The organism is Bauldia sp. (assembly GCF_965232525.1).
Lineage (GTDB): Bacteria > Pseudomonadota > Alphaproteobacteria > Rhizobiales > Kaistiaceae > Bauldia.
In genome coordinates, this window is the sequence record NZ_OZ246980.1 from 1,334,392 (window position 1) to 1,359,264 (window position 24,873).

Here is a 24,873-nt window from a genome sequence, read left to right on the forward strand (position 1 = left end):
TCTGTCGATATCTACGCGGCGTGGTCAGACCTCGGGGGCAGGCGAGCTTTGGGGCTTCCAAGGCCCGCGCCCCCTAACACCGGAAGACAGGCTCGTGCAAACCCTGGCGTTTACCATCGGCACCCGTGGCAGCCCTCTGGCGATCGCCCAGGCGGAGGAAACCCGCGCGGCTCTCAGCGCGGTTCTCGAGGTCTCACCGGAGGCACTGACCATCGAGCGGATACGGACAACCGGCGACCGCATCACCGACCGGCCGCTGATCGAGGCGGGCGGGAAAGGCCTGTTCACCAAGGAGATCGACGAGGCGATGCTGGCCGGCGATATCGACCTGGCCGTGCATTCGGCCAAGGACCTGCCGACCGTGCTTCCCGATGGTATCGTCATCGCCGCATGCCTGCAGCGCGAGGACGTTCGCGACGCGTTTTTGTCGCCGATCGCCGAGGATCTCGATAGCCTGCCTCATGGCGCGGTTCTGGGGACATCGTCGCCGCGCCGCAAAGCGATGGCGCTGTACCTCAGGCCTGACCTCGAAGTCGTTGATCTCAGGGGCAACGTCGAAACCCGAATGCACAAGCTGGCTGATGGCGAGGCGGACGCGACGCTGCTCGCCGTGGCCGGGCTACAGCGGCTCGGCCTTGCCGACCACGCGCGCGGTGCCATTCCCGCCGAAGCCTGGCTCCCGGCCGTCGGTCAGGGCGCGATCGCGATCACCGCCCGTGAGGATGACGATCGGACGCGGACCGTGCTTGCGGCGATCGACGATCCAGCGACGTCGATTGCGCTGTCAGCCGAACGATCGTGCCTCGCCGTCCTTGACGGATCGTGCCGCACCCCGATCGGAGGCTGGGCCAGGATCGATGAGCAGGAGACCCTGGTCTTCGATGCGATCATCATTAAACCGGACGGATCGGTTTCGCATCGCGCTGCGCTTTCCGGCTCGCCCGAACAAGCAGAGACGGTCGGCGCCGCGGTTGGCGCCGAACTCGTGGAACGCGGCGGACCGGCCTTCTTCCAGGTCGAGTGATGCGTCTCCTGGTCACACGGCCGGAGCCGGACGCGGCGGCAACGGCGGAGCGGCTGGAGCGTTTGGGACATTCGGTTCTTGTAGAGCCGCTGACGCGCATCGAGTTTCGGCCTGCGCCGGAACCCGCCGGTTCTCCCGCCGCAATCGCCTTCACCAGTCGCAACGGGGTTCGCGCCGTCGCGAGATGGGGGTTTCTGCCCATCTGGCGGACGCTGCCCGTGTTCGCCGTTGGCGAAAGTACCGGCGCTCTGGCCAGCGACCTGGGGTTCGAGGCGGTTACCGTTGGCCAGGGCGATGCTGCGGGGCTGGCCGATCTCATCGCCACGCGGTTCGATCCCGCGCGCGGGGCGATCCTCCACGTTTGTGGGCATCATCGCACGCTTGATCTCGCCGCGATGCTGGAGCCCATCGGAATCGCGGTTCACACCGTCGAGGGTTACGAGGCCGTCGCTGTTGCATCGCTGAGCGATGCATGCCGCCGGGCGCTATCGAGGCCCACGATCGACGGCGCGCTGTTCTTTTCCCGCCGAGCAGCGTCTGTGTTCCGGACGCTGGTCGGTGAAGCGAACCTGTTGGATCGGCTCGACGGCGTTGCCCTCTACGCGATCTCGGAGCGGGCCGCCGAGCCGCTGCGGCGTCTCGACGCGGCGGCAGTGCGGGTATCTAAGCACCCGGACGAGCCGAGCCTCGTCGCCCTGCTCGAAGGTTAGGCGGTCGCAGTCATTTGCCTATATAAGGTTTCAGTAGCCGCGCCTTGGCCGAGGAGTAGCATGAGCGCGAACGATAAGCCCCAAACCGAGGGCGGCCAGCCCGAACGACCCGATGCTCCGTCCGACGACCCGCGAAAGACACCGACAGCGGTGGAGGCGGCGGCCGACCTACAATCCGCTGAAGCGCAGCCCGATGGCGAGCGCCCGGAGACGCCGGAAGCGGAGAGCAATTCTCGGTCTGAACCCGACGCCGACCATCGCGCGCAAGCAGTCGCGGCGCTGGCCCCGCGTCGCCAATCGGTCACTATGCTGGTCGTTGCAGCGATCATCGGCGGTGTGATCGCCACCGTGCTAGGTATCGCTTATCACGCCAGCGGCCTCGTCCCGACCCGGTCGGAGACGGTCGCCCAGGACGCATTGACCAAGATCGATGGCCTCACCGACACCATCGCCAGTTTCGAAAGCCGCGTCGCTGCACTCGAAGCGCAAGTCGCGGCGACGCCGGAAACAGCCCCCTTGACGGCCGCGATCGCTGACCTCAGGTCTACCGTCGCGGCGAATGCGCAACGGATCGACCAACTCGAGGCGGCGCCACAAGGCACGGAAGACGCCACGGCGATCACCGAGGCTATCGCGCCAATCGAAGCGCGCCTCAGCAAGCTCGAAGCGACAGGCGGTGATGGCGACGCGGACGCCTTGGCTGGCCTGAGCGCGCGTATCGGTTCTGTTGAGACCGCGGTGACCGATCTCGAAACCCAGGTGGCCTCGCTCGCCGATCAGCCCAGTCCGGGCGCAGAATCGGAGCGCGCGGCGCGGGCCATAGCCATTGGCTTGCTGCAGCAGGCAGCGCATGATGGCGGGCCGTTTGCCACCGATCTGGCCGCCCTTAAGGCCTTGGGGACCGACACCGCGGATGTTGCGGCACTTGAGCCGCTGGCGTCCAAAGACACGCCGAGCCTGGCGACGCTGCAGGCCGGCTTTCCGACGGTTGCGGATGCGATCCTCGAAGCCGGCGCCGGCACGGACGATGCCGGGATTTTCGACCGATTGGCCGGGCTTGGGGGACTGGTCACGGTGCGGCCGATCGAGCCGATGGAGGGAGAAACATCGGTCGCCATCGTGTCGCGGATGCGATCCGCCGTCGATCAGGGCGATCTTGCCACCGCGCTCAGCGAACGCGACGCATTGCCTCCGGAGGGACAGGCTGTGTCGTCGGCCTGGGCCGCGGCTGCGACGGACCGGGTCGCGATCAATTCCCTTGTCGAGAAGCTGGCCTTGTCGATGACGGCGGCGGGTAACTGACGGAAAAGCCATGGTTCGCGTTCTCGTCTTTGTCGTCTTCGTTTTTCTCGTCTCGGCCGGCCTCGCTTGGCTCGCAGATCGGCCCGGCGATATCGTCCTGAATTGGCAGGGCTACGAAATCCGCACGTCGCTGATGGTCGGGGCGGTCGGCTTGGCGGTCGTCATTGGCGCGATCCTTCTGGTCTGGGCGTTGGTTCGCGCCATCGTTCGCGCGCCGCGGTCGTTCGAGACCTATCTCGGCCGGCGAAGGCGCGATCGCGGCTACAAGGCGCTGTCGGATGGCATGATCGCGGTGGGCTCCGGCGATGTCCGCGGCGCGCGCAAGGCGGCGGCCCACTCGCAGACGTTGCTCGGCAAGGAGCCACTGCAGCTGCTGCTCAGTGCCCAGGCGGCGCAGCTCGCCGGCGATGCCGACACTGCTCGCACCGCCTTTGAGTCACTCGCCGGCGAAACGGACACCAAGGTCCTTGGCCTGCACGGTCTGTTCGTCGAGGCACAACGGCAAGGTCAGGACGAGGCCGCCCGGCATTTCGCCGAACAGGCGGTCGCGGTGGCTCCCAAGGTCGGCTGGGCGGGGCAGGCGTTGTTCGAGTACCGCTCGCGGGCGGGCGAATGGCTGGGTGCTATGCGCGTCCTTGAGACGAATGTCCGCGTCGGCACCGCCGATAAGGAGCGCGCGAAGGTCGAACGCGCCGCGCTTTTGACCGCCCGGGCGATGGAACTGGAATCCGGCGACCCGCAGGAAGCGCGTGCGGCGGCGATGGAAGCTCACCGTCTTGATCCCAAACTAGTGCCGGCCGCGGTCGTTGCGAGCCGGCTGCTCAGCCGGGTAAGCGACTTTCGCCGGTCGGCCCGGGTTATCGAAGCCAGCTGGAAACTCCAGCCGCATCCCGACCTTGCCGAGGCCTACGCGGTTGTTCGGCCCGGCGACTCGGTGCGCGACCGGCTGAAGCGCATCCGAAAGCTTGCCGATCTGCGCGCCAATCATCCGGAAGGGGCCAAGGCCCTGGCGCGGGCGGCGATCGATGCACAAGAGTGGGACACCGCGCGGACCGCGCTCGAAGGCCAATCCAAATCGACTCCGAGCGAAGCCGTTTGCCTGCTCATGGCCGAGATCGAAGGCCGCCAGCACGGCGACGAGGGGAGGGTCCGGATGTGGCTGGCTCGCGCCATCAACGCGCCGCGCGATCCCGTCTGGATCGCGGACGGCAAGGTGTTCGAAACTTGGGCCCCGGTCACGCCGGTTTCAGGCAAGGTTGGCGGATTCGTTTGGGGCCTGCCGCCGGAGCCGCCGCCGTCACCAGTCGCGATCGAGATCGAAGCCGGCTATGCCGGCGAAACCCAATCGGCGATCGGTGCCGATCCGGTGCCGCAAATCGCTGATACGTCCGCTCCGACGGCCGGTGTGACGGAAGCTGAGCCCGAGGACGAGGGCGCGCCGCCGTCTGAGGGCGAGGCGCAACTTACGTCGCCGGAGCCGCCTAAGCCGGCAAACGATCAGCCGGAGAAGCAGGAGACTCCCGTTACCCCGCCGGTGATCGAGGCGCAGGCCGAACTGGCGGCCGGGCCATCGGAGCCACCGTTGACAGGATCCGACCCAGCGGCCGCGCCTGTACCGACCGCGACCGAAGCCGAAATATCGGGAGCACCGGGGAAAGAGGCTCGACCGGCCGAGGCCCGGACCGATGGCGACGGGGTTGACGGAGCGACCTCGACAACAGGCGACAATGACGCGGTTCGCGTCGTGGCAACCAACGGTGCCTCGCCGGAGGAGGCGGCGAAGGAGCCGGAGCTAGAAGCAGCGGCCGAACCCGACCAGGACAGCGCCATACCGCGTCCGCCAGATGATCCGGGACCTTTGCCCGAGGATGACGATTCGGTTGGATCGAGCCGCCGTCGCTTCCGGCTGTTCTGATACCGGCACGACCGGCCAAGGCGGATTGCAAGCGCAGCCGCTTGTCGGTATCAATCGCCCCCAAGTGCCGCATTAGCTCAGTTGGTAGAGCACATCATTCGTAATGATGGGGTCGTTGGTTCGAGTCCGACATGCGGCACCAACATTCTCCAATTCCAGATCGATGACGTTACTCCACGATCGCGTTGCCGGTCTGAGAAGTCTGGTTTGTCCGGCCGTGTGAGTGATTCCTTGGATGCCGGTTTCCTCCCGCCGGGCCGACGTTGTTTACAAGCCCGACGGCGGCGCGGTAGGTGCTGGGTCATGGCCGATGACACCTTTGCGTTCCATTTGACCGGGCAGGTCGGCGCCCCAGACTTCCCAGACTGGATGTCCCGCTACGGTTCGAAACTGGGCGTTGGCTTTGAGATACGCTCGGCCTCCGATCGGCGGATGTCCGTCATCGCCTACGGACCGAGCGAGTTGGTGGAAGCCTTTGCGCTAGGATGCTCGCTCGGGCCGTCCAGCATCTGTGTCGAGACGCTGGACATGGAGGTTTCTCCACCCGGCACTGACTGAAAAGACAGCAAGACAACTAAGCAAACCGACCAAAAAGGCAGCAAATCGGAATAATCGTCCAAAAGATCGGTCTTGTAATCTTAAGAAGACTCGACTTGTCTTGATCCTTCAAAATCGCTCCGCTACTAATCCGAGCGCGCATATGGGAACGCTTTGGATTGGATTGCCGTTGCATTGCTAGTGGATTTGCCCGCCGGACAGGCGTTGCCGCGGCGTGTGAATGATGTGGACCTTGCTATTTGGCGCAGCGCGTCCGGCGTTGTGCAGGCCTGGGGAGACCGTTGCCCACATCGGGGGATGCGCCTGTCGCATGGATTTGTCCGCGGGGAAACCCTCGCCTGCATCTACCATGGCTGGCGATACGACACTGATGGTGTCTGCCGGGTGATCCCGGCCCATCCCGACCTGATCCCACCCGCCACGATCTGCGCTCAAACCTATCGTTGCCAAGCCACGGACGGTTTGATTTGGGTGGCTTTGGACGAAACCGAGACCGCGCCGCCCGATCTGGGCGATCGCCGCCCGCTGCGAAGCCTGGAGGTGGCGCGCTCCGGCGCCGAGGTCGCCCGGTATTTCGGCACCGATCTTGCTTCGGTCATCCCGATTGGCGGGCCTCATGACCTGGCCCTTGCCTTGCAGCCCCGGACCGAAGACAGCTGCCTGATCCATGCGCTCGTGCCTAAGGGCCAAGACCGCAAAGCCGTATCACGGCACCTGGAGGACCTGCGCGCAGAGCTGGAGGCGGTCGCTCAATGAATGACGCTGTGAAGAACCATTGGTACCCCGTCGGGCTCTTGTCAGACCTGCCGGACCAGCGCGAGACACTGCTGTTGGGCGAACCGATCGACCTGGGTCGGCGCGACGGCACCGTTTGGGTGGCCAACGGCGCCGGCGAGCATCTGCCAACCGTGGAGCGCTTCGGGCATCTCTGGACCAGCCTCGGCAAGCCCAATCGAGACCTCTTCGATATTCCCGAGGCCAACAGCCCGGGGCGGCGGTTGGTGGATGTGGGATCGGTGAAGGTGAAATGCTCGCCCTTGCGGGCAGTCGAAAACTTCCTCGACATCGCCCATTTTCCCTTTGTCCATACCGATATCCTGGGCGCCGAGCCCCACACGGAAGTGGAGAAATACAGCGTCACTGTCCGTGAAGATGTGGATGAGGTTTGGGCCACCCAGGTGAAATTCTACCAGCCCCAGGCCGCGAAATCGGCCGAGGGCGGCATCACCACCGAATACATGTATCGCGTGGCGACACCGACCGCGACGGTGCTTTACAAGACATGTCCGCCGCGCCCGGGCGAGTGGGATGTGATCGCTCTATTCGTGCAGCCCCTGACCGAGGAATGGTGCGAGGTGTGGCCGTGGATGGCGCTCTATGACGATGACTCGACTATGGCCGAGATGGTCAGCTTCCAGCAGCTCATCTTCATGCAGGACCGGTCCATCTTGGAAAACCAAGTCCCCCGCAAGCTGCCGCTCGACCCGGGGATGGAATTGCCGACACGGGCCGACTTGACCTCGGTCGTCTATCGGCGCTGGTTGAAGCGGATTGGGTATTTCTACGGCGCGCAGCGTGTGGCGGCATGATCCTTTACGATTATGTGCTGAGCGCCAGTTGCTACAAAATTCGTCTGATGGCGGCCTTGTCGGGCCAGACGCTTGAGCTGAAAGCCGTCAATTTCCACCCGGCGCGGGCGCACAAATCCCCCGAGATGCTGGCGCTGAATCCGGCCGGCACGCTGCCCATTCTTCAAGATGGCGATCTGATCCTGACCGACAGTGCTGACATGCTGCGGCACCTGACGAAAGAGGCCCCGGGCTGGCAGGCCGACGGCGACGAGCCCTGGCTGCGCTTTGCCGCCGATCTGAACCTGAGCCTGGGAATGGCGCGGCTGTATGACGTCTTGGACTACGCGGCCGATATCGCAGCGGTGCGGCGGGATGGGGTGACGCAACTGCGCCAGCTGGAAGCGCATCTGACGGAGCGCCGCTTCGACGGGGAGATCTTCTTGACTGCGGCGCATCCCACGATCGCCGACATCGCTTGTTTTCCCAACACCGCGCTCGCGCCTGATGGCGGCGTCTCTCTGGATCATTATCCCTCCATTCGGCTGTGGATGCGGGCCGTCCGATCCTTGCCTGGCTTCATCGAAATGCCCGGCATCCATCGGCTGCATGAATTGGAAATGCCCGCGTGAGCGCAACGCTGATCCGCAATTGCGAGGCCATCGTCACGGCGACGGCCGATCCCGTTCTGCGGGGGCAGGACATCCTGTGCGAGGGCGGCGCGATCCGCGCCATCGGCGCGGGCCTACCAGCGCCAGACGGCGCAGACATCATCAATGGTGCTGGGCTTTTTGTTTATCCGGGCCTCGTCAACACCCATCACCACTTCTTCCAGTGTTTCGTTCGCAACCGCGCCGACTTGGATTGGACGCGCTATTCGGTAATCGAGTGGCTGGACCGAATCTATCCGATCTTCTCGCGCCTGACGGAAGACTGCTTCTACCACGCTTCGGTGGTGGCGATGGCCGAACTCATCAAGCATGGCTGCACCACCGCCTTTGATCACCAATATTGTTTCCCGCGCCATGCGGGCAGCCGGATCATCGACCGCCAGTTCGAGGCGGCGGAGCTGATGGGCCTGCGCTTCCACGCGGGTCGGGGCGGCAACACGCTGCCCCAGTCCGAAGGCAGCACGATCCCCGATGAGATGTTGGAGACCACCGACGTCTTCATCGCCGATTGCGCCCGGGCCATCGACGCCTTCCATGACCCTACCCCGCTGTCCATGCGGCAGGTGGCCGTCGCACCCTGCCAGCCGGTCAACTGCTACCGCGGGACCTTTGTGGAGTCTGTCGCGCTGGCCCGCGACAAGGGTGTGATTCTGCATAGCCACGTTGGCGAGGGTGAAAGCCCGGTGATCGAACAGGTTCACGGGATGCGAACGGTCGCCTACTGCGAGGAACTCGGCTTTGCCGGGCCCAACACCTTCTATGCTCATGGCTGGGAGCTTACCCGGGAGGAACTGACGCGCATGGCCGCGACGGGTACGGGCCTGTCGCACTGCCCTGAGCCCGTCTACCTCGTGGGAGCGGAGATCACGGATATCCCTGCGATGGAAGCGCTCGGCATCCGCGTGGGGCTCGGCTGCGACGGCGCGGCCTCCAACGACAACTCAAACCTCATGCATGCGGTGCATTCCTCCTACATGCTCCAATGCCTGGCCGCGTCGCGCCGCCAGGATCCAGTCCCGACACCGTCCCATTTCCTGTCCTATGCCACCGAAGGTGGTGCCGCTTTGCTGGGCCGTTCCGACATTGGTGCGCTGCGCCCGGGGATGGCGGCCGACCTTTTTGCCATCGACACGCGCAAGCTCGACTACGTCGGCACGCGCCACGATCCGGTGAGCCTGATCGCCAAGGTCGGGATTGGAACGACCGTGGATCTGACGATGGTCAACGGCCGCGTGCTCTGGCGCGATGGCGCCTTCCCGCATCTCGACGAAGCGGCGTTGATGGCCGCTGCCGAAGCGACACTCCACACGATATTGTCACCAACAGAGGAACTCTGACGATGCCTCACAAAATAGACCGCCGATCGGTTCTGAAGGGAAGTCTTGCGGCCACGACCGCGATGGTGCTGCCATGGAAAGCGATGGCGCAAGACACGCTGCGCATCGGCGTGGTTCTGCCGTCACCCGAGGCGGATGTGGGCTGGTCGCACACGCTGATGGAGGGCATCCGCTCGGTTCAAGGGGCATTGGGCGACCAACTGGAGGTCACGGTGTTGGAGAACATCGCCGAGGGCCCCGATGCCGACCGCATCGCCAATGGCCTGGTGGCCGAAGGTCATACCGTCTTGATGCTGGGCTCGTTCGGCTACCAGAACGGCGGCATGCAGATCGCACAGCGGCGGCCCGACGTGTCGATCATTCACGCCTCGGGCTTCATGACCGCGCCCAATTTCTCGCCCTTCACGGCGAAGTACTGGCAGGGCACCTATTTGATGGGAATGGCCGCCGCCGCCTTGACCGAGACCAAGAAGATCGGCTGCGTTGGCGCCTTCGCGATCCCGGAGCTGATCACCTCGATCAATGCGTTCATGCTGGGCGCGCAATCGATCGATCCTGAGATCGAGATGAGCGTCGTCTGGGTCAACAGCTGGTTCGACCCGGCCTCCGAACAGGCCGCGGCGCGGGCGTTGATCAGCCAAGATGTGGATGTGATCTTCTCGAACGCGCAGGATACGCCCTCGGTGATCTCGCTGGCCGAGGAAGAAGGCGTCTACGCTTTCAACCTCAACTCCTCCATGTTGGCCTATGCTCCGACTCGTTATCTGGGTGTCGTGGGCACCGACTGGGGCCCGCATTTCACGCGGTTGGTCGAGGCGCATCTCGACGGCACCTTCCCAGGCGAGAACTTCTGGCTCGGGATGGAGCATGACACCGTCTTCACCGCCGACTGGAATCCTAATATCCCGGCGGACGTGATCGCCGCGATCGAAGCGCGCGAGGCCGAGATACGTGACGGCACCTTCATCGTGTTCGAGGGCCCCCTGATCGACCAAGCGGACACCGAGCGCTATGCCGACGGTGTCGCAATGACCGACGCCGAGATCCTCAGTATGGACTGGCACGTCAAGGGCATCACGACCCCGCTTCCGAATTGAGCCAGCCGGCCCTCTTAACGCTGTCGGGCGTGTCCAAGCGCTATGGCAGCGTCCAAGCCAACGCATCGATCGACCTGGCCGTGCGGGCCGGGTCGATCCACGCCATCCTGGGTGAGAACGGGGCCGGTAAGTCGACCCTGATGAAGCTCATCTACGGGGTAGAACATCCCGATGAAGGCGAGATTGCCTGGAACGGACAGCCCGTGCGTCTGAACCGGCCTTCCGATGCGCAGGCTTTGGGGATCGGGATGGTTTTCCAGCACTTCTCCCTCTTCGAGACCCTGACCGTGGTCCAGAATGTCTCGCTGATGGTGCCGGGCAAGCCGGCCACCCTTGCCGCGCGGATTGACGAACTGGGCCAGCACTTCGGGCTCGGCGTTGACCCGAATGCGATGGTGCACACCCTGTCGGTGGGTGAACGCCAGCGGGTCGAGATCATCCGCTGTCTGTTGTTGAACCCGAAGCTCCTGATCCTTGACGAACCTACCTCGGTCCTGCCGCCGCAAAGCGTCCGGTTGCTGTTCGAGACCTTACGCAAGCTCCAGGCCGAGGGCACGGCGATCCTGTTCATCTCCCATAAGCTGCGAGAGATCCGAGAGCTTTGCGACGAGGCCACGATCCTGCGTGGGGGCAAGGTCACTGGCCGGGTCAACCCGCGCGAGCACGATGTCCGCGCCTTGACGCAGATGATGATCGGTCGCGACATGCCCGAGCTCTCGGCTGGTGCGGTTACCGCAGGTGAGCAGCGGCTGCGTCTGTCGGGCCTCAGCCACCCGCGGGCGACCCGTTTCGGCACCAGCCTCACTAATGTCTCGATGGAGCTGCGCGCCGGCCAGATCATCGGCATCGCCGGGATTTCCGGCAATGGTCAACAAGAACTCGCCGCGCTGATTTCCGGCGAAACCCGAGCCGCACGCCGTGACATGATCGAAATGATGGGCCAGCCGGTTGGCCACCTGGGCCCGATGCAGCGCCGCAACCTGGGATTCAGCTTCGTCCCAGAAGAGCGTCTGGGACGCGGCGCGGTGCCCGATATGTCGCTCAATCACAATAGCCTTCTCACCGGGCATCGCCGCGACATGCTGAAGGGCGGCTTCATCAAACGAAGCGTCAAACGGGCCTTTACCCGGCAATGCATCGCAGACTTCGATGTCCGTACCCCGGGAGGCGATGCCGAGGCTGGCGCGTTGTCCGGCGGTAATCTGCAGAAGTTCATCATGGGCCGAGAGTTCATGCTGGCGCCCGACATCATGCTGGTGGCGCAGCCGACTTGGGGGGTCGACATCGGCGCGGCTACGGCCATTCGGCGCCGTCTGTTGGAAATGCGCGATGCCGGTGCGGCGATTTTGGTGATTTCCGAGGAGTTGGAGGAGCTGTTTGAGATCTGCGATGTGCTCCATGTCCTGCATGAAGGGCACCTGTCGCCAGCCTTGCCAAAAGCCGAGACCAGCCCCGATGAGATCGGAGCCTATATGATCGGCGCCAAGGCATGAGAGTCCGCATGAGCCGTCGCGACGAGGCGTCTCGCCTGGCGGTGTTCGGCGCGCCCGTTCTGGCGCTGGCGCTGACCTGTATCACCAGCTTGATCCTCTTCGCGGCCCTGGGCGTGGAGGCGGGCACGGCGCTCTACGCCCTGCTGCTGAGCCCGTTCCTCAGTTGGTACAGCTTCACCGAAGTCCTCCTGAAAATGGGGCCGCTACTGTTGATCGCCCAAGGCCTGGCGATCGGCTTCCGGGCCAACGTGTTCAACATCGGGGCGGAGGGCCAATTCGTCATCGGCGCGATCTGCGCCTCGGCCTTCCCGGTCTATTTCCCGATGGGTGATTTCCCGCTGATGCTGCCTGCGATGATCCTGGCGGGCGCGCTCGGTGGCATGGCTTATGCGGGCATCGCCGCGGGGCTGCGCACGCGGTTTGGCGCTTCGGAAATCCTGGTCACGCTGATGCTCACCCTGATCGCGATCCAGATCCTCAACTACCTGCTCCTGGGACCATGGAAGGACCCCCGCGGGTTCAACTTCCCGCAGACGGTGATGTTTCCCGCAGAGGCCCAGCTGCCGCGCCTGTTCGAGGGCGCGCGGACCAACATCTCGCTGTTCTTCGCCTTGGGGGGCAGCATTTTTGCCTATCTGCTGATGGAACATCATTTCCACGGCTATCAATTACGCACGGCCGGTTTGGCCCCAAGGGCCGCAATTTACGCCGGCTTCATCGCGCCGCGCATGGTGTGGCTTGGCCTGTTGGTCGGCGGGCTCGCCGCAGGGATCGCGGGGGCCAGCGAAGTGGCCGGGCCGCTGGGGCAGTTGCAGCGCTCGGTGTCGACCGGCTACGGCTTCGCGGCGATCATCGTGGCTTATGTGGGCGGTCTGAGGCCCTTGGGGATCATCGCGTCGAGTTTTCTGATCTCGGTCATCTATATCGGCGGCGATAGCGCTACGGTTTCGGCCGGGTTGCCCATCGCGGCGGTCGATGTGTTCCAGGGGATGCTGTTGGTCTTCTACCTGCTGACCTTCACGCTCATCCGCTTCCGGTTTCAGTTCGAGCGGATGGCCGTCTCGTGAATGCCATTGAGTTTCTGCTGGCCGGCACTCTCGCGGCCTCTTTGCCACTGCTTCTGGCGGCCCTGGGGGAGATGGTCGTCGAAAAGACCGGGCTGGTGAATCTCGGACTGGAAGGGATGATGGCCATCGGGGCCGCCATTGCCTTTATCACCGTGTACCATTCCGGCGCCCATTCGCTGGGCTTTGTCGCCGCGGCGGTCAGCGCCACCATGCTGTCGATGATCTTCGCCTTCCTGGTGGTCGTTGTCCGCGCCAATGAGGTCGCCACCGGCCTGGCGGTTGGGGTGTTGGGGCTCGGGCTGTCGGCGTTGTTCGGGAAGTCCTATGAGAGCCTGACCGTCACCGGATTGCCGGAGCTGGGCTTGCCGGGCCTGTCGAACCTGCCGGTGGTGGGTCACACCTTGTTCACGCAAGACATCGTCGTCTGGCTGGCGATCGTGGGCACGACCGCGCTCTGGTACGTCCTGAACCGCACCAAACTGGGCCTGATCATCACCGCGGTCGGCGAAAACCCAACAGCTGCGACGGCCATCGGCTACCCGGTGACCGAGATCCGCTGCGCCGCCGTCGCCTTTGGCGGGGCGATGTGCGGGCTGGCCGGGGCCTATGCCTCGACAGTCTACACCCCGCTCTGGGCCGACGGTATGATCGCCGGGCGCGGCTGGATCGCGCTGGCGCTTGTGGTCTTCGGCACGTGGCATACCGGCCGCGTCGCCTTTGGCGCACTGCTCTTCGGGGTTGTGTCCCTGGGCGAACTGACGGCCCAGGCCATCGGCGTCGCCATCCCCTCCCAAGCTCTGTCGAGCCTGCCCTATATCATGACCATTGTGATCCTGGTGGTGATTTCGGGGCGTCGACGCGGATCACCGCTTCGTTATCCATGACCGGCTGCGATTACGCTGAAAAGCGAGTCACCGCGTGAACCGATGGCGGCGCTTGTTGGTAGAGGATTAGTAGGGACGGCCATTCAAACTTCGTCCAGCCTGTTGCGAAATATTTTTAGTTTAGGCCCTTATAACTACTGTATTATTCAACGGCTGGGTCGTTCCCTCCACATCCCTCAAGATCAGAAATCCCTAATTCGTATGATGGGGGCGTTGGTTCGTGTCCGACATGCGGCACCATTTCTCGTTTGTACATCGCCGCCGGCCAATCCGGCGCGCCGGTTCAGGTTCGAGGATTCTCTTTCTCACGCCCGCCGACCTTTTTGCCCGGGATCAGAGACCCCGCGCCAGAACGTCGTGCCCCTGTGGGAGTGGTCTCTCGATCTAAAGGGTGACTGTCACGCTCTCGCTCGGCTCGATGGAATAGTCCTTGCCGGCGATGCGGACTGTTGCCGAACCCGGTCCGTCCGGCTCAAGACCGACCTCGACTTCCGTCGCGGAAATCGTGAAATCGTACCAGCGGCCGCGAAACTGCTGTTTGAGACGAAGTCGCTCGATCGCTGACGGCAGGCACGGATCGATGTGGATGACATCATGGGTCAGGTCGATTCCGGCGTAGCGGTGTTCGACGATATCGACCGCGCCGGCCATAGAGCCGAGGTGAATGCCCTCGGCCGTCGTGCCGCCCTGAACGTCGTCCAGATCCGCCGTCAGGCCGTTCTTGAACAGGGACCAGCCGCGATCGGCGTCGATCGGTGCCAGCACAGCGGCATGGACGATGCTGCTCAGGGTTGAGCCGTGGGACGTGCGTTCGAGGTAGTATTCGACATTGCGGCGGACGAAGTCGTCATCGAAATCGTAACCGAGCCCTGAGAGCAGGTCGGCCAGCTGATCGGGCGGCAGCAGATAGAAGATCATGCAGACGTCGGCCTGCTTCGACAGCTTGTACCGGTTGGCGCTGTCCCCTTCGGCCTCGAGGATGCGGTCGAGCCGATGGATGTCGCCGTACTTCTCGCGGTACCCGACCCAGTCGAACTCCTGCAGATCGCCATAGCCTTCGAACTGACTGATGATCCGGTCGCCGTGGAACGGGATCGTCATCCGCCGCGCCATGTCGGCCCAGCGGTCGGTCTCGTCTTTGCGCAGGTCAAGCCGTGCCGATAGGTCGTCGACGACCGCCGCCGGTGCGTCGGCGAACCACTGAACCAAGGTCGCGAACAGCCAGACGGCCATGATGTTGGTGTAGGCATTGTTGTTGAGGCCCGGCTCGTCACGGTCCGGATACCCGTCGTGATACTCGTCTGGCCCCATTACGTTGTTGATGTCGAAGCGCTCGGTCGCGGGATTGAAGGTCGTCAGGCTGTCGAACAGCCGGGCGATTTCGACCATCATCTCGATGCCGTAGAGGCGCAGGAAGTCGTGATCGTGGGTCACGCGGAAATAGCGCCAGACATTGTAGGCAATCGCCAGATTGACATGGCGCTGGAGGCTGCTGTTGTCCGTGATCCAGCGGCCGGATGCCGGATTGAGGTGGACGAGTTGCGACTCCTCCTCGCCATTGCTGCCGCTTTGCCAGGGATAAAGCGCGCCGCGGAAACCGGCGTCTGCGGCAAGGCGGCGCGCGGTACCAAGCCGTCGGAAGCGGTAGAGCAGCAGGCTGCGGGTGATGTTGGGGCGCCTGCCGGTGAGCGATGGCAGGATGAACAACTCGTCCCAGAAGATGTGCCCGCGATAGGCCTCGCCGTGCAGGCCACGCGCCGGGGCGCCCGCGTCGAGGTCGATGGTGTTGCGCGACAGCGTCTGGAAGAGGTGGAAGAGGTTGACGCGCAGGGGCATCTGCTGCGTCCCGGGAGGCTCCATTTCGATGTCGACCCGCCGCCAGGTTCCCGCCCAAATCCGCCGGTGTTCGGCTTCGAGGTCACCGAACCGCGGTGCGCGCGCCACCGCCATCCGCGCCTCGGTGCCGCTTTCGGTGATCGCATGGTCGCGGGAGGTGAAGAACGCGACGACCTTTTCGACGCGGATGGTTTCACCAGCCGCCACATTGAAGGTCAGGTCGCTGGCGACGAAGCCGTCCTCGTCCACCGGCGCCGCCGCGGCCGGAACGGATTCATCGCCCCGATACACCAGCGTGCGGGCGCATTGGGCAATCTCCACCCGCGACTGTCGCGTGCGAACTTTGACGAAAACTAGCCCGTCGTCGGTGCGCCCCGTGTCGATCACTTCCAGATGATGTCCGTTCAGGTCGCGGTAGCGCGGTACGCCCCAGTTGGTCACGGAACCGTCGAGGCCGGAGCGGATGGTCAGCGGTCCGGTCCAGTCCCGCGGGGTGATGTCGAGACGGATCGCTGCGAGGTGCGGCTGACTGATGTGGACCAGCCGGCGGTATCTCAGATCGAAACGCCGCCGGGCGGAATCGACGACCGAGACGACGCGACTGAGGGTAGCCGTCTTGAGGTCGAGGGATTGCTGATAGTCCTGAGCGTCGACGCTCGAAGGATCGAACCAGTTTTCGTCGTCACCAACGCGAAACGTCAGCGGCAGCCAGTTCGGACAGTTGACCAGGTCCTCGTTGGTGATCGTGCGGTCGCCGATCTGCGTGTCGGCCCGATTGAAGCCGCCCGCGAGATAGGTGCCGGGATAATGAATGTCGTCGGCAACCGACTCCTCCGCGGCGCCGCGGGTGGCGAAGTAACCGTTCGACAGGGTGCACAGCGCTTCACGCAGGCCTTCGTCCTTGGCGTCGAAGTCGTCATAGGTCAGCGCCCAATTGTCGTCCGCGCCGACCGAACGCGCCGTCATCACCGCCCGAAAAAACTGACCGACCTGTTCGGTGTTGTCGAGGGCGTATTGTGCTGCGGTCGGACGTTGGGCGCCCTTGACGACAACGCCGATTCCGGTGCCGCGAAGGGCGCGGAAAGCGTCCTCGTCGGTCAGGTCGTCGCCGATGTAGATCGGCAGGATGGTTGACGAGTGGAGGCCAAGCGCATCCAGCAGCCACAGGACCGCCTTGCCCTTGTTCCAATCAATGTCAGGCTGCAGATCGAAGACCATCTTCCCGCTGTTCACCCGCAGGTCCGGAAATGCCGCCAGGGCCTCCTTAACGATCGCTTCGACGTTCGGGACCTCGGCCGGATTGACCAGGCGGTAGTGGACCGCCAGCGACAAGCGCTTGCGTTCAATCAGCACGCCCTCGATTTTCTGGGTCGCTGACCGAAGGGATTGTTCGGCTTGATCAAGCACCGGAATGAACTCCGTGCCCTGTTCGACTTTTTGGCTGAATCCACCCGGACCGGAGATGCTGAAGCCGTGGCTGCCGGCGTAGAAAGGCCGGTCGATGCCGACAAGTCCCTTGAGGTCGTCCAGGTCGCGGCCGCTGACCAACGCCACAGTGAACGCATCGGCAAGCCTTTCGAGTGTTTCCCGCATGTCGGGCGAAAGAACCGCCAGCTCCGGTCGCTCGACAATCGGGGACAGCACGCCGTCATAGTCGAGGAAAAAGGCGATCTGCTTCCCGTCCGCTGCGTTCAGGATTTCGCCGACCTGATCGAGCGCAGACGAAAGGGTGTCGATCGGCACGTCTTCCGTTGGCACTTCGTCGACGGCGATCTCGGTCAGGCGGTCAACCACGATGTCGGCTCCGTTGTCCTTGAGCAACTGCTTATGATGATGCGTAGAATCGACCCCGATGACGAGACCGAATCGTCCGTTCCGGCCGGCCTGAACGCCAGCGACGGCATCTTCCAGCACGATGGCGCGTTGTGGCGCGGTGTTGAGGCGTCGCGCCGCCTCCAGATAGGTCGCCGGGTCCGGCTTGCCCTTCAGGCCCAGATCTGCGGCCACGATCCCGTCGATCGCCACATCGAAAAGATCGGTGATGTTGGCGGCCTCGAGGATGGCCGCGCAGTTCCGGCTGGAGGTAACGATCGCAGTCGCCAGCCCGGCTCGTCTGACCTGCCGGATGAATGTGACAGACGGCGCAAAAAAGTCCGCGCCATCGCGTTCCAAGCGAGCAAGAAACAAATCGTTCTTGCGTCGGCCTAGGCCATGCACCGTGTGGGCGTCAGGGGGGTCGTCAGGCGAACCGTAGGGAATTGTTATGCCCCGCGCGGCGAGAAAGCTGGCGATGCCGTCGAGCCGAGGCTTGCCGTCGACGTGGGCCGGGTAGTCATCCTTGATGGAGAACGGCTTGAGGTTCTCGTCAATACCGGGTGGCCGGGACGAGAAAAAACCGTCGAAGAGCGCCTTCCAGGCGGCGGCATGGACGCTGGCCGTGTCGGTGACCACACCATCGAGATCGAAGAGCGCGGCATCGAAATCGGCTGCCCGAACGCACGGATCCCCCTTACTCGCCACCATTCCCCCCCTTCGCTCCAAAGCTGCGCGAGAATGCAGGTTCCTTTCGGACCTGCCGTTGATCGAAAACAACAAGCAGCCTGCTCCGCGCGGATGCCAACGATGTCAGTTTATCCGGATTGCGTTTGAAATCGATGACACGCCAGAGGATCAGATGGCTGAGATGGTTCGCCGACTCAGGCCGGGCGGTTGAGACTTTGCCAGGCGGCGGGTGTCGCGCCGGTCCGGCGCTTGACGGCGCGGCCGAATGCAGTCTCGGATCCGTAGCCGGTCGCCTCGGCGATATCTGCGATCGCGGCTTTGTCGTCGCCAAGCATCTGCTTGGCGAGCCGCATCCTGTGCCCCGATCGCCTGACCGGTCCGCAGCCGTGGGAGCGGCTCACCCCGACCCGCTAACCTCAAGCGCTTGTTTGTCGATGGGGGTGCGGTTGAACCAGACGTGCACATTGTGCCCGACAGCCAACCACTGATTGGCCCTGAGGATTGGTGGACCATCGCGATGGGATCGGGATTTCGGGGCGAGATCGACCGGCTCACACCGAGCGAACGGGACTCCGTCAGGCGGTGCGTCGAGGGACGCCTAACCGCCGAGGGTATCACCAGCGTGGATGCAAGCGCCCTTTACGCTGTGGCGCGAAAGCCAGGCTAGGGGCCAGCAACGTTCGGCCCAATCGGCAGGGCCTCCGAGTCGTAGGCGAAAACGTAGAAGATTGTGACCAAAGCCGGTTCGACCTACTGTCCGGTTGATGAACGACGCCTCCGCGCCCTCCACCATTGTCTTCCTCGATCGCGAGACGTTGCCACCGGAGACCCGGTTGCGCGTGCCGTCGTTTCCGCATCGTCTGGTGGCTCACCAGCGAAGCGCGCCGAACGAGGTCGCGGCGCGAATCGCGGATGCCAACATCGCCATCACCAACAAGGCGCCGATCGACGCCGAGGCGATTCAGCTGGCGTCGAACCTGAAGTTCATTGCGGTGTGCGCGACCGGCACCGACATGGTCGACCTCGGGGCGTGCGCCCGGCGCGGGGTCACGGTTTCCAACGTCCGCGACTACGCCGGCACGACGGTCCCGGAGCACGTTTTCGCGCTGATTTTCGCATTGCGGCGGAGTCTGCTCGCCTATCGCGATTCTGTTCGCGACGGCCGCTGGCAGACATCAAGCCAGTTTTGCTTCCTTGATCATCCGATCAGCGATCTGCGAGGCTCGAAAATCGGAATCATCGGCACCGGCGCGCTGGGCCGCGCCGTTAGCAGGATCGCGGAGGCGTTCGGCATGTTGGTGCTCAACGCCGCGCGAAAGGGGGCGGATCCGGAGCCCGACAGGCCCGCGTTCGGCGATGTCCTCCGACAAAGCGACATTCTCACCCTGCACGTGCCGCTGACCCCAGAGACCCGCGGCCTGATTGGCCGGGAGGAGTTCGCGCTGATGGCGCGCCGGCCGATTCTGATCAACACGGCCAGAGGCGGTCTCGTCGACGAACGCGCCCTTGGCGAAGCACTTGCGTCGGGGCGGATTTCCGGCGCCGGCTTTGACGTTGCGACCGAGGAACCCCCGACGGCCGATCACCCGCTGATGGCCTTGCTCGAGTATCCCAATTTCATCCTCACACCGCATGTCGCCTGGGCCAGTGGAGGCGCAATTCAGGCTTTGGCCGACCAGACCATCGCGAACATCGAGGCCTACTGGGCTGGGACGCCCCGCAACGTGGTTGTCGGCGGCTCCTAGAGGCGGCAGAACCGCCGAAAAAACGCCGGGACGACCGTCATTTCCGGTGCAAACGGCATTTTTCCTTGCCTAATGGCGTTCACATAAGCCAAGTCGTGCGCCGAGCGTGCAATGGATATTCACTGACCAAGGGAATGGCATGGAGGCTTTCAACACACGCGGCATTCTCGCAAGAGTGCCACTTTTTGCTGAGTCGCTGGACTCGCGGCAACTCGATTACCTTGCGACCCAGTGTAAGCCGGTCGTCTACCCCAACGGCGCAGTGGTCATGGCGGAAGGTGATTTCGGTGACGCCATGTATGTCATTGTCGACGGGACGGTGCGGGTTACCTTCCAGGATCGCCACGGCGGCGAGCAAAGGGTGGCACAACTCGGTGCCGGGGATGTTGTCGGAGAGATGTCCTTGCTGACCGGGATGCGCCGGACGGCGACGGCGACCACAAAGGGTGAAGTGGCCGCGCTCGAAATCGGCAAGGTAACCTTCGAGGAAATGTTTGCCCGACGGCCGGAACTCATCGATCGGTTCAGTGCGGTTCTGGCCGGGCGCCAGGCGGAACTCGACCGCATCGCCGCCGGTGCCGATGCGAGTGCCGAGGCCATCGGGGCTCGTATTCGTCGCTTCTTTGGTAGACTCTAGCCCCACGACGGTTGGGTCGGCGGGCGGTTCCTCGTCTTGACGAGCGCCGTGCGTCACACGTTGCAACGCGCGTCGATAAACTGAGCCCGATCGTACAAAGCGGGGGATGGTGATGGGGGTCCGCGCCGGCTGGTTCTACCCGGTCATGATCGTCGTGATCCTCGCCGGCGCCGTTACCCTGCGGATCGACGACCCGCTCTTCATGCAGACGCTGAGGGCGCTGTCTTTCGACGTCTATCAGCGGCTCGCGCCGGCGGAGCCCAACCCCGATCCGCCGGTTCGGGTTGTCGCCATCGATGCCGAATCGATTGACCGGATTGGGCCATGGCCGTGGCCACCGGCCATCCTCGCCGGTCTGGTGGACGGCGCGCGCGAACACGGCGCCGCGGTGGTTGCTTTCGATCTCCGGCTGGGTGCCGACAGCGCGGTCGATCCGTTGACAACGGCAGTTGCGGACGGACCGACGGTGTCGTCGCTGATGCCGACCAACCAGGCGAGTGACGACGTCCTGCCGCTGCCGAAAGCCGGCTTCCTCACTCCGGCAACGGATCCGCTTCCATACCTGCCGTCCTACGCGAACGTTGTTGCTAACGCGCCAGCCGTTGACGTTTCGGCGGCCGGCATTGGGGCCACACTGGCGGAGGAGCCGGCCACCGTACGCCGGCTGCCGTTGGCGGATCGGATCGGCGATATCATCCTGCCGTCGCTGCCAATGGAGGTCTTGCGCGTGGCGCAAGGCGCGTCCGAATATACGCTCACCGCGTCCGATCAGCAGAACTGGACGACGCTTGGCCGGGCGCCGGGGATCGAGCGAATTGCGGTTGGCGACATTGCGGTTCCGACCGATCCTGACGGCGGTCTCCGGCTGCGCTGGCGTGCTGACGACGCGACCACTCATGTGCCAGCCTGGCGCATCCTGGCCAACGAGGAGTTTGGGAATCGCCTCGGCGGTCGGATTGCGATGATCGGCGTGACCGCGCCAAACTTGGCGGATTTGCGCGCGACGCCACTGGAAGTCGCGGTGCCAGTGGTGTCGCTCCATGCTCAGGCGATCGAGTACATCCTTTCGGGGCAGGCGCTGACCCGACCGCTTCAGGCACTTCCCATCGAGATCGGTGTCGTCGTTGTCGTCGGCATCATTCTCGCACTCGTTGTCACGCGGCTCGGCCTGATCCTTGCGGTGGTCACCAGCCTGACTGTCGTTGGGCTTGTCCTCGCCGGGGGCTGGTATGCCTACCGCGATTTCGGATTGGTGTTCGATCCGAGCTGGCCGGCTTTGACGCTGTGGATGATGGCGGCGCTCGCAATCCTATATCTGCGCAGGCGGTTGGAGTTGCGGCGCCGGCAAGTCAGGGCAGCATTTGGGCAAACGCTTGCACCGCAGGTTGTCAGGGCGATCATCGCACGCCCGGATCGGCTGGTGTTGGATGGGGAAGCCCGCGAACTGACCGTCATGTTTGGCCGGGTTCGCAATTTTGGAACGGTTGCCGATCGCCTAGAAACCCGCGACCTGATCGCTTTCGTCAATCGTCTCAACCGACCCGTGATGCAGGCGATCGGCGATCACCGCGGTACGGTTGCCAGAAAGACCGGTGAGATATTTGAAGCGTTCTGGAACGCGCCGCTCGACGACGAAGCCCATGCCGACAATGCTTGTCGGGCTGCGATCGACGTGGCATCGGCGGCGCGGCAGTTCGGCGCCGAAATGCCCTCGGATGCCGAGGATACCGCTCGCGGAGCAGGCTGGCTTGCGGTTGGGCTGGGTATCGCGAGTGGAAACTGCGCCGTCGGTAACCTCGGCACCCGCGATCGCTTCGACTACGTGGCGCTTGGCGCGCCGGTTGATCTCTCGGAACGCCTCCAACGTCGCTGCGCCGTGTTCGGCGTCGCAGTCGTTATTGCGGATTCCACCGCGCGCTTGCTCAGCGATCCGCGGATGTTGGAGCTTGATCTGGTCAGGGCCGAGGGACGCGCTCGCCCCGTTCGGCTTTTCACGCTTGCGGCGGCGGTCGATGGGCTCGACGCGGTATTTCCCGAGATCAGCCCGATCCACGCGCAAATGATCGCGCGTTTTCGCGATCGTGACTGGGCCGCGGCGGAACAAGCGCTGGCCGCGTGCCGGGATTTTCGGATCGCCGGCCTGACGACGCTCTATAGCCTCTACCGGGCGCGGATCGCCACGTTCCGCGAAATCGGTCCGCCTCCCGATTGGGACGGTGCCGACACAACCGCGCTGTGACTGTCCGCTGCGCTGTGATGGGTGTCACATCGTGCCACGTTGCAAATCGGCATTGTATTTGATGCGGACGCGGAGGCTTTGTGAGTTGGGGGAGTCCAAGTGACCGATCCGTTTGTCGCGCTCCTGGTCGTCCTGACGATCCTGGAGGTCAAGCACTTCGTCTGCGACTATCCACTCCAGACGACCTACCAGTTGGCCAACAAGGGGAAATACGGTCACCCGGGCGGCATCCTCCACTCCGCAATCCAGGCCGTCGGCACGATGGTCGCGTTCATCGCCGTCACCCCGACCCTCGCGCTCGGAGCGACAATCGTCGTTGTCGAGTTTCTGGTCCATTACCATGTGGACTGGTCGAAGGATCAGATCATCCGACGGGCTGGGTTCAAGGTCACCGACAACGCCTTCTGGCACGCGATTGGTGCCGATCAACTGTTGCACCACCTGACCTATCTGGCGATCGGCGGCGTTCTGGTAGGGACGATCGTCGGGACCGGCTAACGGTTACTCGGCGAGTTTCTCGTTCATCGCCCGAAGGCGTTCGGCGAGAACCCGCATCACATCCAGCGCGAAATACGGTGTGTCCTGAACCAGCACGACAAACAGTCGCTCATCGACCGGAATGATCTCGGTTGGCTCGGTCGCGACCGCGTCCGCACTTCGCTTTGAGTGGTCGATGAGCGCCATTTCGCCAAAGATGCCGTGCGCGCCGATCTCTTCGATGGCCTTGTCGCCGACTCGAATCTCGACCCGGCCGCTGCGGACCAGAAACATCTCTTTCGCTTCGTCGCCCGTCGACACGATCGTCTCGCCCGCCTCATAGCGGCGGGACGGTGTTTCACTGCGATCAAGCATCTCGAAGCTGATCGGGCTGGTCTTGAACAGGCTCATCGCTGCGCGCACTCCCGAGGAAAAGGCAGTTTCCCCCCGGTTAGCAGCATGGTCATGACGTTTGTGTGACACGGGTGGCCCTGATGAGCTGGTCCGGCGAATCCCGACACGTCAAAGCGACGTCATCGTCGTTTCGGCGCCCGTTTTGGCGGAGCGCCGGCGGTTCGGACCGGGCTTGGGCTCGCGCGGCGGCGCGACGCTATCGCGGAATGCAAGGGTGCAGGGCAGTCGCGTTCGGCGACGCTCGACTGTCGCGCCGGCCATGCGCCGGACCAGCGTCTCGGCGCCGAGGCGTCCCATCTCCGTCCGGGGTTGGATCACTGTGGTCAACCGCGGGTCGTACACCGCCGAGTATTCGATCCCGTCGAACCCGGCGACCGACACGTCATCGGGGACCGACAGCCCCGCTTCCTTCGCGGCGCGGATGAAACCGATCGCCATCTCATCGCTGGCAGCGAACACCGCGGTCGGTCGTTGGTCGCCGAGATCGAGGAACCGGCCGACGACGTTTGCCCCGGCGGCGAGTGAAAATTCACCCGGCCAGATGAGCTCCTTGTTGATCGGCAAACCGGCGGCGGCCAGCGCATCCATATAGCCACGCCGTCGCTCGTTGGTTTCGATGTTGTCCTCCGGGCCGGTGATGTGGGCGATCCGGCAGTGCCCAAGCCGGATGAGGTGCTCGGTCATCTGGCGTGACGCATCGCGATTGGCGATTTCGATCACCGGCAAACCGCTTTCCGGGATGTCGTTGGAGATAAGCGTGATCGGGAAGTTGCTATCGAGTTTGGCAAAATCAGCGGCCGGCAGCCGGCCGTTGAAGAGCAGGACCCCGTCCACTAGTCCGGTACGCACGATGCAGTCGTAGTGCGCCTCGCGGGTCGGGTCGTTGCGCGTATCGCCGAACAGAACGCCGTACTTGGCGCGGGTCAGCACCTCTTCGACAGCGTTGATAATCACGTTCCAGAACGAGTGTCCGAGACCCGGCAGCAGGCAAAGTACCATACTGGTCGACTGGATCCTCAGGTTTCTCGCGGTCGCGTTTGGCGAGTAGCCGGTGGCCTCGATGGCGGCCATCACGCGTTCTCGCGTTTCGGCCGCCACGCGATCTGCATCGGTCAGTGCTCGGCTCACCGTCGCCGTCGAGACGCCGGCACGTCGCGCAACGTCCAGGATCGTCGCGGCGCGTCTGCGACGGCCGTTTCCGGATTGGTTTTTCTTGTCTGAGCGAGTTGGCATGATCCGGAAAACCGTTGTGACCCCTACGTTTGGCTCCCAATGTCAATTTGGCCGAGCCATATTGACATAGGCATCCGCCGGGCTAAAATCGATGTAAACGTTTTCAATTCGAGACACCTCGGACAAATCAAAGGAGTTGACAAGTCATTCGCATTGAAGAATGC

General features: G+C 63.9%; 21 protein-coding genes and 1 tRNA gene. 18 read left to right on the forward strand and 4 right to left on the reverse strand.

Going from position 1 to position 24,873, the window contains the following annotated elements; genetic code table 11:
* Window positions 1–94: 94 nt before the first annotated feature.
* The 14 genes from hemC (at window position 95) to ACO076_RS06445 (ending at window position 13,626) form a co-directional block, all read left to right on the forward strand.
* Entirely contained in the window at window positions 95–1,024 is a 930-nt protein-coding gene (gene hemC / locus ACO076_RS06380) for a hydroxymethylbilane synthase (RefSeq protein ID WP_421725888.1), read from the forward strand.
* Entirely contained in the window at window positions 1,024–1,734 is a 711-nt protein-coding gene (locus ACO076_RS06385) for a uroporphyrinogen-III synthase (RefSeq protein WP_421725889.1), read from the forward strand. The genes hemC and ACO076_RS06385 overlap by 1 nt, the downstream gene beginning before the upstream one ends.
* A gap of 60 nt (window positions 1,735–1,794) precedes the next feature.
* Window positions 1,795–3,036: a hypothetical protein gene (locus tag ACO076_RS06390; protein WP_421725890.1), complete on the forward strand. Its 1,242-nt coding sequence runs from the start codon at window positions 1,795–1,797 to the stop codon at window positions 3,034–3,036.
* A gap of 10 nt (window positions 3,037–3,046) precedes the next feature.
* The gene (locus ACO076_RS06395; protein WP_421725891.1) at window positions 3,047–4,951 is read left to right on the forward strand and encodes a heme biosynthesis HemY N-terminal domain-containing protein; all 1,905 of its coding nucleotides are present in this window, start codon (window positions 3,047–3,049) and stop codon (window positions 4,949–4,951) included.
* 66 nt (window positions 4,952–5,017) lie between these two features.
* A tRNA-Thr gene (locus tag ACO076_RS06400) sits at window positions 5,018–5,093 on the forward strand.
* Window positions 5,094–5,254: 161 nt separating this feature from the next.
* Window positions 5,255–5,509 (forward strand): hypothetical protein, encoded by a 255-nt coding sequence (locus ACO076_RS06405; RefSeq protein WP_421725892.1) that lies wholly within the window; start codon window positions 5,255–5,257, stop codon window positions 5,507–5,509.
* A gap of 153 nt (window positions 5,510–5,662) precedes the next feature.
* Complete coding sequence (locus ACO076_RS06410) at window positions 5,663–6,265, forward strand: Rieske 2Fe-2S domain-containing protein (protein ID WP_421725893.1); 603 nt, start codon at window positions 5,663–5,665, stop codon at window positions 6,263–6,265.
* Window positions 6,262–7,098, forward strand: a complete 837-nt coding sequence (locus ACO076_RS06415; protein ID WP_421725894.1) for an aromatic ring-hydroxylating dioxygenase subunit alpha — start codon at window positions 6,262–6,264, stop codon at window positions 7,096–7,098. The genes ACO076_RS06410 and ACO076_RS06415 overlap by 4 nt, the downstream gene beginning before the upstream one ends.
* Window positions 7,095–7,709 carry a glutathione S-transferase family protein gene (locus ACO076_RS06420; protein WP_421725895.1) on the forward strand — a complete coding sequence of 205 codons (615 nt, stop codon included), beginning with the start codon at window positions 7,095–7,097 and terminating at the stop codon, window positions 7,707–7,709. Before ACO076_RS06415 ends, ACO076_RS06420 begins: the two co-directional genes overlap by 4 nt.
* Window positions 7,706–9,085, forward strand: coding sequence for an amidohydrolase (locus ACO076_RS06425; protein WP_421725896.1), 1,380 nt, complete (start codon window positions 7,706–7,708; stop codon window positions 9,083–9,085). The genes ACO076_RS06420 and ACO076_RS06425 overlap by 4 nt, the downstream gene beginning before the upstream one ends.
* 2 nt (window positions 9,086–9,087) lie before the next feature.
* A complete protein-coding gene (locus ACO076_RS06430; RefSeq protein ID WP_421725897.1) occupies window positions 9,088–10,182 on the forward strand; it encodes a BMP family ABC transporter substrate-binding protein in 1,095 nt (364 codons plus the stop codon).
* Window positions 10,179–11,675 carry an ABC transporter ATP-binding protein gene (locus ACO076_RS06435; RefSeq protein WP_421725898.1) on the forward strand — a complete coding sequence of 499 codons (1,497 nt, stop codon included), beginning with the start codon at window positions 10,179–10,181 and terminating at the stop codon, window positions 11,673–11,675. The genes ACO076_RS06430 and ACO076_RS06435 overlap by 4 nt, the downstream gene beginning before the upstream one ends.
* The gene (locus tag ACO076_RS06440; RefSeq protein ID WP_421725899.1) at window positions 11,672–12,742 is read left to right on the forward strand and encodes an ABC transporter permease; all 1,071 of its coding nucleotides are present in this window, start codon (window positions 11,672–11,674) and stop codon (window positions 12,740–12,742) included. Before ACO076_RS06435 ends, ACO076_RS06440 begins: the two co-directional genes overlap by 4 nt.
* Window positions 12,739–13,626 carry an ABC transporter permease gene (locus ACO076_RS06445; RefSeq protein ID WP_421725900.1) on the forward strand — a complete coding sequence of 296 codons (888 nt, stop codon included), beginning with the start codon at window positions 12,739–12,741 and terminating at the stop codon, window positions 13,624–13,626. The genes ACO076_RS06440 and ACO076_RS06445 overlap by 4 nt, the downstream gene beginning before the upstream one ends.
* A 384-nt stretch (window positions 13,627–14,010) precedes the next feature.
* Here ACO076_RS06445 and otsB read toward each other — a convergent pair whose 3' ends face one another.
* Window positions 14,011–17,982 carry a trehalose-phosphatase gene (gene otsB, locus ACO076_RS06450; protein WP_421725901.1) on the reverse strand — a complete coding sequence of 1,324 codons (3,972 nt, stop codon included), beginning with the start codon at window positions 17,980–17,982 and terminating at the stop codon, window positions 14,011–14,013.
* Between the two features lie 176 nt (window positions 17,983–18,158).
* The gene (locus ACO076_RS06455) at window positions 18,159–18,317 is read right to left on the reverse strand and encodes a helix-turn-helix domain-containing protein (RefSeq protein WP_421725902.1); all 159 of its coding nucleotides are present in this window, start codon (window positions 18,315–18,317) and stop codon (window positions 18,159–18,161) included.
* 411 nt (window positions 18,318–18,728) lie between these two features.
* Between ACO076_RS06455 and ACO076_RS06460 the strand changes: the two genes are divergently transcribed.
* The 4 genes from ACO076_RS06460 to ACO076_RS06475 all read left to right on the forward strand — a co-directional run bounded on the left by ACO076_RS06460 (window position 18,729) and on the right by ACO076_RS06475 (window position 23,083).
* The gene (locus ACO076_RS06460) at window positions 18,729–19,709 is read left to right on the forward strand and encodes a D-2-hydroxyacid dehydrogenase (protein ID WP_421725903.1); all 981 of its coding nucleotides are present in this window, start codon (window positions 18,729–18,731) and stop codon (window positions 19,707–19,709) included.
* Between the two features lie 139 nt (window positions 19,710–19,848).
* Window positions 19,849–20,346, forward strand: coding sequence for a cyclic nucleotide-binding domain-containing protein (locus ACO076_RS06465; RefSeq protein ID WP_421725904.1), 498 nt, complete (start codon window positions 19,849–19,851; stop codon window positions 20,344–20,346).
* Window positions 20,347–20,458: 112 nt separating this feature from the next.
* Complete coding sequence (locus tag ACO076_RS06470) at window positions 20,459–22,585, forward strand: CHASE2 domain-containing protein (protein WP_421725905.1); 2,127 nt, start codon at window positions 20,459–20,461, stop codon at window positions 22,583–22,585.
* 99 nt (window positions 22,586–22,684) lie between these two features.
* Window positions 22,685–23,083, forward strand: coding sequence for a DUF3307 domain-containing protein (locus ACO076_RS06475; RefSeq protein WP_421725906.1), 399 nt, complete (start codon window positions 22,685–22,687; stop codon window positions 23,081–23,083).
* Between the two features lie 3 nt (window positions 23,084–23,086).
* Here the strand turns inward: ACO076_RS06475 and ACO076_RS06480 are convergent, their stop codons facing one another.
* Window positions 23,087–23,473: a Crp/Fnr family transcriptional regulator gene (locus ACO076_RS06480; RefSeq protein ID WP_421725907.1), complete on the reverse strand. Its 387-nt coding sequence runs from the start codon at window positions 23,471–23,473 to the stop codon at window positions 23,087–23,089.
* A gap of 111 nt (window positions 23,474–23,584) precedes the next feature.
* On the reverse strand, window positions 23,585–24,709 hold the full coding sequence (locus ACO076_RS06485) for a LacI family DNA-binding transcriptional regulator (RefSeq protein ID WP_421725908.1): 1,125 nt from the start codon (window positions 24,707–24,709) through the stop codon (window positions 23,585–23,587).
* Between the last annotated feature and the right edge of the window lie 164 nt (window positions 24,710–24,873).